A 9,713-nucleotide genomic window follows, 5' to 3' on the forward strand; every position below is an offset into this window, starting at 1 on the left:
ACGCGACCGTGCTCTCCGCCTTCGCCTCCCGCATCCCCGAGCTGTAACGCCGCGCCGCGCGGCGCTGCGCGACTGTTCGGCGCCGCGCGGCGACCCTGCGCTCCGGGTGCGCTCGGTGTGCCGCGTGCGCAGAGCGCTGGCGGGCACCTGCTCGCCGGCGCTCGCCGGCGCGATCGCCGCCGACAGTTCGAACCTGTCGCCGGGGTAGATGCTGGTCGTGCGCTCGATGACCTCGCCGTGCGACATCGACGTACGGACGAGCTCGAGCACGGCGGCTCCCGGTTCGATGCCGAGGAGACCGGCGTCGTCGGCGGTGGCACTGCCGGCGCGGATCGTCTGGGTGCCGCCGTCGAACCGCAGGCCGTACTCGCGCTCCAACGCCGTATAGAGCGACTCGTTCGCGAGGTCCAGCCGGTCGATACCGGGAACGGCCGACGCACGCAGATGCGTCCGCTCGATCGCGAACGGCATGTCGTCGGCCAGCCTCACTCGAACGAGGCGGAACAGGGCCGCGTGTCGGTCGAGGCCGAAGTGCGCCGCCAACTGCTCGTCGGCGCGGACGACCCCGTGCTCGCACACGCGCGACGAGGGCTTCAGTCCGCGCGCACGCATGTCCTCCGTGAAGCTCGTCAGCCGCAGGGGCAGCGTGACGGCAGGCCGCGACACGAACGATCCCTTGCCCACGATCCGCTGCAGGTACCCGTCCCGTTCCAGCATGTCGAGCGCGCGGCGTGCCGTCATGCGCGAGACTCCTGCGCGCTCCGCGAGCACCCGTTCGCTGGGGACGGGAGCGCCCACCGGCTGGGTGTCGACGAGGTGCCGCAACTCCTCCACGAGGAGCTGGTACTTGGGCACATCGGACATCCGTCGAGTCTCCCACACCCGGCCGAAACGCCCCTCGGAGGATGGCGAGGGGTGGCATCGCGCGGAGGTGCCGTCCACAATGGGGCGATGGCCACCCACCTCGCGTTCTTGCGCGCGATCAACCTCGGCGCGACGCGGGTCTTCCCGAAGACGGACATCCAGCGGGTGGTCGCGGAGACGGGCTTCGAAGCCGTCGAGACCCACATCAACACCGGGAACGTGCGCTTCGACACCCGCATGCGATCGAGGGCGCGGATCGAGAGCGTGCTGGAGCGGGCGTTCGCGGCCGACCGGGGTTTCGAGGTGCCGACGATCGTGTTCTCGACGGCGGAGTTCGCCGAGGTGGCGAGGGAGGCAGAGCGTCTGAACGGTGCCCATCCCGGTCTCGCGCGGCACTACGTGTACCTCCTCAAAGACGAGCCCACGGCCGATGAGATCGCGCAGATCGAGTCGTTCTCGGGCGCGAAGGGCGACATCGTGGTGACCGGCCGCGCCGTCCATGCCCTGCTGAAGCCGGGATACCAGGACGGCCAGGTCGATCCGTTGGGTGTCGTCAAGCGGCTCGGTGTCGCGACCAACCGCACGCGCACCGTCGTGCAGGCCATCGCCCAGAAGTGGTGCTGACGGCATTCCGCTCGCGCCTCCTCGCCCCGGCGCCGTGCGGCCGTGCTGCCGTCCGATGATGGTTGTAGACCCCGCGCGTGGGTCGTTATGCTCCGAGGGAGCGGTGCCCGGACTGCGCTCGCGCCTCTGCAATGCACCGGCGTTGCCCAAAGGAGCAGGACATGAAATCCACGCCCCCCGTCTCTCTTCCCGCCTCGGCATCCCCGCGCCGACGACTGACCGCAATGATCGTGATCGTTGCGGTCTTCGTGTCTGCGCTGGTGTCCACGCTCATCCTTTCGCCGAGCCAGCGCGCCTGGGCGGCGGTCTGTGAGCCGGGCAGTATCTACGTCAACCACGGAGCGCTGCCCTACGGCCTGGGGCACTACTCGGCCGACGGCACCCTCATCGAGGAGGCTCCCCTGGCGCGCGCCTACGGCGATATCGGGTTCTCGGGCGACGGCGCCACGCTGTACGGCATCAGCTTCACCAACCCGCCGCGGTTGTTCGTGATCGACGAGACAACGGGGGCCGAGACCAGCGAGATCCCCCTCATCGGAGCGCCCGCCACGAGCCTCAACTCCCTCAGCGCCCTCCCCAACGGCAACCTTCTCGCGGGCGGACCGTCCACCACCGTGATCTACGAGATCAACCCCACGACGGGAGTCGTGACGCCGTACGGCGCGTCCTTCCCGGCCGGCTACGCCTCGGCGGGCGACTTCCTGAGCCTCGCCGACGGCGACATCCTGGCCACGGCCACCTCGACCGCCGACAGCTCGCGGAACTTCGTCATCCGCATCCACCCCGACATGTCCCGGACGGTCGTCGGATCGATCCCCATTTCGTGGGGCGCGGCCCAGACGGGCGGGAGGATCTATCTCGGCGGATCCAACGGCGTGATCTCCCTGCTCAACACCGTGCCGACGGCGGCGTCCACAGCGCCCCTCGCCGTCACCCCCGTCACCGACACCGGCCGTTCGATCTGGGGCGCCACCTCGCGTCAGGACAGCGGACTGTGCCCCGCCCTGGAGTACACGAAGTCGGTCTCGCCGGCCTCGGGAACGATGGTCAGCCCCGGTGACACCCTCACCTACACGCTCGAGCTGTCCAACGCCGAAGGCCTTGCCGCCGCCGACATCCTCCTCACCGACGACCTGTCCGGTGTGATCGACGACGCCACGGTCACGACCCCGCCCGCGGTGACCTCCGGAGCGTCGCTGGCGATCGGCGCCATCACCCCCGAGGGCACGTTCTCCATCTCCGGATCGCTGGCCGCGGGAGCAGAGTCCACGATCACCTACACCGTGACCGTCGACGACCCGGTGACGGGCGACCACAGCCTCGCGAACTTCCTGCTCCCCACCGGAACCACGCCGCCGGCATCCTGCGATCCCGCGTCGGGAACGTGCACCGTCAACCCGATTCCCGGGATCTCGCTGGCCAAGTCGGCCACGCCCATCGGAACCGACACGTTCGTGCTCGGCCAGGAGATCCAGTACTCGTTCGTGGTGACCAACACCGGCACCACCACGCTCACCGACGTCTCCGTCGATGAGACCTCGTTCTCGGGGGCGGGGGCGATGTCGGCCATCACCCCGGCCTCGGTCGCGACCCTGGCGCCGGGCGCGCAGGCCACCTTCACGGCGAGCTACACGCTCCAGCAGGGCGACATCGACGACGGCGAGCTGCTCAACGAAGCCACCGCCGAGGGCACGCCCCCGAGCGGTCCGCCCATCACCTCCCCGCCCTCGCAGGTGGAGCTTCCCGGCCTCCCCGACCCGTCGCTGTCGGTGGTCAAGACCGCAGACGTCCAGAGCTTCAGCGAGCCGGGACAACAGGTCGGCTACTCGTTCCTGGTCACCAACACGGGCAACGTCACCCTCACCGACGTGTCCGTGGACGAGACGGCGTTCACCGGGGCCCCCTCGCCGACGATCTCGCCCGCCACAGCCGGTCCCCTCCTGCCCGGGCAGCAGGCGACCTTCACCGCCACCTACACCACGACACAGGCCGACCTCGACGCGGGCGGGGTGACCAACACGGCGGTGGCGCGCGCGACCCCGCCCTCGGGGCCCGACGTGGATTCCCCTCCGTCCACCGTCGAGGTGCCGGCGGTGCAGTCGCCCCTGCTCGAGCTGCAGAAGTCGGCCTCGCCGGACGATGTCGACAGCTACGTGGTCGGACAGGAGATCACCTACACCTTCCTCGTCCGCAACGCCGGCAACGTCACGATGACCGGCGTCACCGTCGGCGAGACGGAGTTCACCGGCTCGGGATCGATCTCGGCGATCACCCCGGCGTCGGTGGCCTCCCTCGCCCCGGGCGCGGAGGCGACGTTCACCGCCACCTACACGCTCACTCAAGCCGACGTCGACGCCGAAGGCCTGCTGAACACCGCCGTCGCTCAGGGCACGCCGCCGGGAGGCCCTCCCGTCGACTCGCCTCCCTCCTCGGTGCGCATCCCCGTCGATCCCGCCCCGTCGCTGACGGTCGTGAAGTCCGCCGACGTGGAGGAGATCACCGCGGCGGGTCAGCAGGTCCTTTACTCGTTCCTGGTCACCAACACCGGCAACGTCACCCTCACCGACGTCTCGGTGAACGACACCGACTTCACCGGGTCGGGAACGCTCGGTGCCATCACCCCTTCCAGCGTCGCCACCCTCGCCCCGGGGGCCGAGACGACGTTCACCGCGACCTACACAGTGACCCAGGCCGATCTCGACGGCGACGGCGTATCGAACACCGCCACGGCCACCGGCACGCCGCCGGAAGGTCCCCCGGTCGAGTCTCCGCCGTCCACGGTGGACCTGCCGCCCGTACCTGACCCGGCGCTGACTCTCGTGAAGTCGGCAACACCGTCCGACGCCGACAGCTTCGTGGTGGGCCAGGTGATCGACTACTCCTTCGTCGTCACCAACACCGGCAACCTGACGCTCACCGACATCACCGTCGACGAGACCGCCTTCAGCGGCGCCGGCGCCCTCTCGCCCATCTCCCCCGCGTCCGTGGCCACGCTCGCTCCCGGTGATCAAGCGGTGTTCACCGCGAGCTACGAGATCCAGCAGGCGGATCTGGATGCCGGCGAGCTCACCAACAGTGCGGTCGCAGCGGGCACGCCGCCCGATGGCCCGCCCGTGGAGTCGCCGCCGTCGACGGTGGAGATTCCCGCCGACCCGGCACCGGCCGTGTCGGTGGTCAAGTCCGCCGACATCGAGGAGATCACCTCCGCGGGTCAGGCGATCCTGTACCGGTTCCTGGTCACCAACACCGGCAACGTCACGCTCTCGACCGTGTCGGTCACCGACGAGGACTTCACCGGAACCGGCGTGCTGTCGGCGATCGCTCCGGCCTCCGCCGGTCCGCTGCTGCCGGGCGAGCAGGCCGTGTTCACGGCGACCTACACGACCACGCAGGCCGACATGGACGGCGATGGCATCTCCAACTCCGCCACGGCGACCGGTGTGCCCCCGTCCGGGCCTCCGGTCGACTCGCCCCCGTCGACCGTGGAGATCCCCACCGACCCGCAGCCCGCGCTCACCGTCGTGAAGTCGGCGACGCCGTCCGACGCCGACAGCTTCGTCGTCGGGCAGGTGATCGACTACCGCTTCGTCGTCACCAACACGGGCAACGTCACTCTGACCGATGTGTCGGTGGCAGAGACCGCGTTCAGCGGCACCGGGGCGATGTCGGCGATCACGCCGGCCTCAGTGGCGACGCTTGCTCCCGGTGCGCAGGCGATCTTCTCGGCCAGTTACACCCTCACCCAGGACGATGTGGACGCCGGGCAGCTCACCAACACCGCGATCGCCGAGGGCACGCCGCCCGACGGTCCGCCTGTCGAGTCACCGCCGTCCACCGTGGAGGTGCCGGTGGATCCCGACCCGGCGCTGACGGTGGTCAAGACGGCGAGCGCTCCCTTCCTCACCGAGGCGGGGCAAGAGCTCACCTACTCGTTCCTGGTGACCAACACCGGAAATGTGACCCTGACCGACGTCTCGGTCGCCGAGACCGCGTTCACCGGCACGGGAACGGCGCCGGTCATCACACCCGACTCGGTGGAAACGCTGATCCCGGGGCAGCAGGCCACGTTCACCGCGACCTATACGGTGACTCAGGCCGACCTCGACGGTGCCGGTGTGTCCAACACCGCCGTGGCGACGGGCACGCCGCCCGACGGGCCGCCGGTCGATTCGCCACCGTCGACCGTGGTCGTGCCGCCCACGCAGAGCCCGGCGCTCGCGCTCACGAAGTCCGCCGACGCGGACGGCCCGATCGTGGTCGGGCAGGAGGTGACGTACTCGTTCCTCGTGGTCAACACCGGCAACGTGACCCTCACCGGTGTGACGGTCGAGGAGACCGACTTCACCGGATCGGGCACCCTGTCCGCTCTCACTCCCGCCAGCGTCGCGACGCTCGCGCCGGGAGGCGAGCAGATCTTCACGGCGACCTACGTGGTGACTCAGGCCGACGTGGATGCCGGCGCGGTGCGCAACACCGCGGTCGGCACGGGCACGCCGCCCACGGGCCCGGTGGTGGAGTCGCCGCCGTCGACGGTAGAGCTGACCGCCGAGGGTGAGGCGGCGCTCACCGTCGTGAAGTCGGCGAGCCCCAGCGACGAGGAGTCGTTCGTCGTCGGACAGGAGATCACGTACTCGTTCGTCGTCACCAACACCGGCACCCTCACCCTCGACGACGTGACGATCGACGAAGGTGAGTTCACCGGCAGCGGCGAGCTGTCGCCGCTGACCCCCGCCTCGGTGGCCTCGTTGGCCCCGGGTGAGCAGGCGGTGTTCACCGCGACCTACGTGCTGACCCAAGCCGATGTCGACGCGTCGCTCCTGCGCAACACCGCGACGGCAGTCGGCACGCCGCCCGATGGCCCGGACATCGAGTCTCCGCCCTCCACGGTGGAGCTTCCGGCAGATCCCGCGCCGTCGCTCAGCATCGTCAAGACGGCCGACCACACGCGCGTCGACGCCGCCGGAACGGTCATCGCGTACCGGTTCCTGGTCACCAACACCGGCAACGTGACGCTCACCGAGGTGACGGTCGATGAGACGGAGTTCACCGGTGCCGGCGAGGCCCCGGTGGTGACGTGCCCGTCCGAGGCGGCCGCACTGCTCCCGGGCGAGCAGGTGACATGCACGGCCTCCTACACGGTGGTCGAGGCCGACCTGGATCGCGGCGACACGATCCGCAACACCGCCACCGCATCCGGAACCCCGCCTACGGGCGATCCGGTCGTGTCCGACCCGTCCAGCGCCGAGGTCGACGTGGCCGACAGCGGAGCCGGTGTGGAGACCGGTGGCTACGCCGTCGCTGGTGGCGGCATCGGCCTCCCGGTCTCCGTCGCCATCCTGCTGCTCGGACTGCTGCTGGCCGGTTTCGTTGTCGTACGCCGTCGCCGGCTGCGGGAGTGATGGCGAGCAATCACCGCTCCGATCCGCCGCGGCGCCGCTCCCTCCGGGGAGTCGGCGTCGCGGCGGCCGTTCTCATCCTCGTCGGTGTGATCGGGATCGCGTGGAGCCTGTCCGCGCCGAGATCGACCGAGGGCCTGGTCGACCTGGACGGCCGCACGGTCGTTCCCGAGTCGGGCGTCATCCCCGACTCCGACGATCTCGCGCACATGGATGTCGTGGAGAGCACGGGTGCGCGGTTCGTCGTGCCGTCGGTGGATCTCGACGTTCCGCTCGGGATCATGAGCTCGGTCGACGGGCTGATCGAACCCCCCACCTTCACCGCGGTGTATCGCATCCGCGACTTCGGTGTCGCCCCCGCCGATGTCGACCGCGGCACGGTCTTCGTCGCGACGCACTCGATGCGGTTCGGCCGGGCGCCGGGCAACGCGCTGGTCGACGTCGCGCGCGGCACGAGCACGCTGCCGCCTGGTGCGCGCATCGATGTCGACGGGGTATCGTTCCGGGTCGCGGGGAGCGAGGTGATCGCCAAATCGGAGCTCGCCTCGCGCGCCGACGTCTGGGGTGATCAGCCGGGCCGACTCGTGGTGATCACCTGCCTGCAGACTCCCGATCAGAAGCCGTCGACCGACAACCTCGTCATCGTCGCGACCCACGAGCCGTAGCGGCACCCCGAGCCCCGCGCGACGGCGCGCCCGTGTGTCGGAGGGCGCGGCTAGGGTGGTGCGGGTGAGTGACGGCGACTGGAGCAACGACCCCTACGCCGACCTCGTGTGGGATCCCGACGACGCGCCGCCGCCCCCCGATCCCGACGCACCGCTTCCTCCCGATCCGGCGTTCGACGGCTACGCCGCCGCCCTCGCGCGGGCGACCCGGGGCGACGCTTCCCCCGTCTCGGCTGCGGTCCTGGAGCTCCCGCGTCTCGACCGCACCGGTCACGATCCCCGCGCCGTGCTCAAAGACGTGTTCGGGTACGACGACTTCCGCGGTGACCAGGCCGACATCGTCGCGCACGTGGTGGGAGGGGGAGACGCCGTCGTGCTCATGCCCACCGGCGGCGGCAAGTCCATCACGTATCAGGTCCCGGCGCTCGTGCGGCCGGGCACGGGACTGGTGGTCAGCCCGCTCATCGCGCTGATGCACGATCAGGTCGACGCCCTCGTCGCGAACGGCGTGCGCGCCGCCTACCTCAACTCCACCCAGACGGCGGGGGAGCGTGCGGGTGTCGAGCGCGCCTTCCTCGACGGTGAGCTCGACCTTCTCTACGTCGCACCCGAACGGCTGAGCGTGCCGGCTACCACGGCGCTCCTCCAGCGCGGCAGGCTGAGTGTCATCGCGATCGACGAAGCGCACTGTGTCAGCCAGTGGGGCCACGACTTCCGTCCCGACTACCTCGCGCTGGGCGACCTCGGGGAACGATTCCCCGGGGTTCCGCGGATGGCCCTCACCGCCACGGCCACCCGTGCCACGCACAAGGAGCTCACCGAGAGGCTGCGGCTGCCCCGGGCGCGGCATTTCGTCGCGAGCTTCGACCGCCCCAACATCCAGTACCGCATCGAGCCGAAGGTCGACCCGCGCCGTCAGCTCGCCGCCTTCGTCCGAGCCCAGTCGGGTGCGGCGGGGATCGTCTACGCGCTCAGCCGAAAGTCCGTCGAGCAGACCGCGGAGTACCTGCGCACCGCCGGCATCGACGCGTTGCCGTATCACGCCGGACTCCCGGCCGAGATGCGGGCGGCGCACCAGTCGCGCTTCCTCCGCGACGAGGGCGTCGTCATCGTCGCGACGATCGCCTTCGGCATGGGGATCGATAAGCCCGACGTGCGGTTCGTCGCCCACATCGATCTGCCCAAATCGGTCGAGGGCTACTACCAGGAGACCGGTCGAGCAGGTCGAGACGGAGAGCCGGCCGTGGCGTGGATGGCCTACGGCCTGGGCGACGTCGTTCAGCAGCGACGCCTCATCGACCAGTCGCCCGGCGACCGGGCGTTCAAGATGCGCCTCGGGCAGCACCTCGACGCCATGCTGGCCCTGTGCGAGACCGTCGCCTGTCGTCGGCAGAACCTCCTCGCCTACTTCGGGCAGGAGTCCTCGCCCTGCGGCAACTGCGACACGTGTCTCGAAGCGCCCGAGACCTGGGACGGCCTGGTGCCGTCGCAGAAGCTGCTCTCGACGATCGTCCGCCTCCAGCGCGAACGAGGGCAGGCCTTCGGCGCGGGGCACCTCGTCGACATCCTTCGCGGTGCCTCGACGGAACGTATCGTGCAGCAGGGGCATGACCGGCTGGCGACGTACGGGATCGGCGCCGACCTGAGCGATCAGGACTGGCGCTCGGTCATCCGCCAGCTCCTTGCCCGGGGCATCTTGGCCGCGCAAGGCGAGTACGGCACGCTGGCGGTCGGACCCGAAGGCGGTGCGGTGCTGCGCGGGGAGCAGTCGGTCCCGCTCCGACGTGACGTTCTGGGGCGGGCGAACACGACCCGGGTCCGCAAGTCCAGCGCGCCGGAGAATGTGGCTGCGGGAGACCGCGACCTCTTCGAGGCGTTGCGCGCGTGGAGGGCCGAGCAGGCGCGGGAGCAGGGTGTGCCCGCGTACATCGTCTTCGGCGACGCGACCTTGCGCGCCCTCGCCGACAAACGCCCGCGCACGATCGACGACCTGAGCGGCATCACCGGCATCGGCGCGAAGAAGCGAGAGGCCTACGGCGAGGCGGTTCTCGCCGTCATCGCCGCGACCGCCTGATCCCGCGCCCCCGCCTGATCCCGCGCCCGGCCCCCACCCCCGCCCCGCCTTCCTCTTCGGCCCCGCCCCGCCCGAGCCCGCCCGGCCCCG

General features: G+C 70.4%; 5 protein-coding genes. 4 read left to right on the forward strand and 1 reads right to left on the reverse strand.

The genetic code is table 11. The features are described from left to right. Positions 1–864, reverse strand: an 864-nt coding sequence (locus QM591_RS00560; RefSeq protein WP_415128515.1) for a GntR family transcriptional regulator, incomplete at its 3' end; no start/stop codon positions are given. 87 nt (positions 865–951) lie between these two features. On the opposite strand from QM591_RS00560, the gene QM591_RS00565 reads away from it, so the two are divergent. The 4 genes from QM591_RS00565 to recQ all read left to right on the forward strand — a co-directional run bounded on the left by QM591_RS00565 (position 952) and on the right by recQ (position 9,623). Further along, the gene (locus QM591_RS00565) at positions 952–1,488 is read left to right on the forward strand and encodes a DUF1697 domain-containing protein (protein ID WP_415128517.1); all 537 of its coding nucleotides are present in this window, start codon (positions 952–954) and stop codon (positions 1,486–1,488) included. Positions 1,489–1,649: 161 nt separating this feature from the next. After that, on the forward strand, positions 1,650–6,887 hold the full coding sequence (locus tag QM591_RS00570; protein ID WP_415128519.1) for a hypothetical protein: 5,238 nt from the start codon (positions 1,650–1,652) through the stop codon (positions 6,885–6,887). Then, the gene (locus QM591_RS00575) at positions 6,887–7,549 is read left to right on the forward strand and encodes a class F sortase (protein ID WP_415128521.1); all 663 of its coding nucleotides are present in this window, start codon (positions 6,887–6,889) and stop codon (positions 7,547–7,549) included. The genes QM591_RS00570 and QM591_RS00575 overlap by 1 nt, the downstream gene beginning before the upstream one ends. A gap of 64 nt (positions 7,550–7,613) precedes the next feature. Next, positions 7,614–9,623, forward strand: a complete 2,010-nt coding sequence (gene recQ, locus QM591_RS00580) for a DNA helicase RecQ (protein WP_415128523.1) — start codon at positions 7,614–7,616, stop codon at positions 9,621–9,623. Positions 9,624–9,713: the final 90 nt, after the last annotated feature.

Origin of the sequence: Microbacterium sp., assembly GCF_047607225.1 — a bacterium.
Taxonomy (GTDB): Bacteria; Actinomycetota; Actinomycetes; order Actinomycetales; family Microbacteriaceae; genus Microbacterium.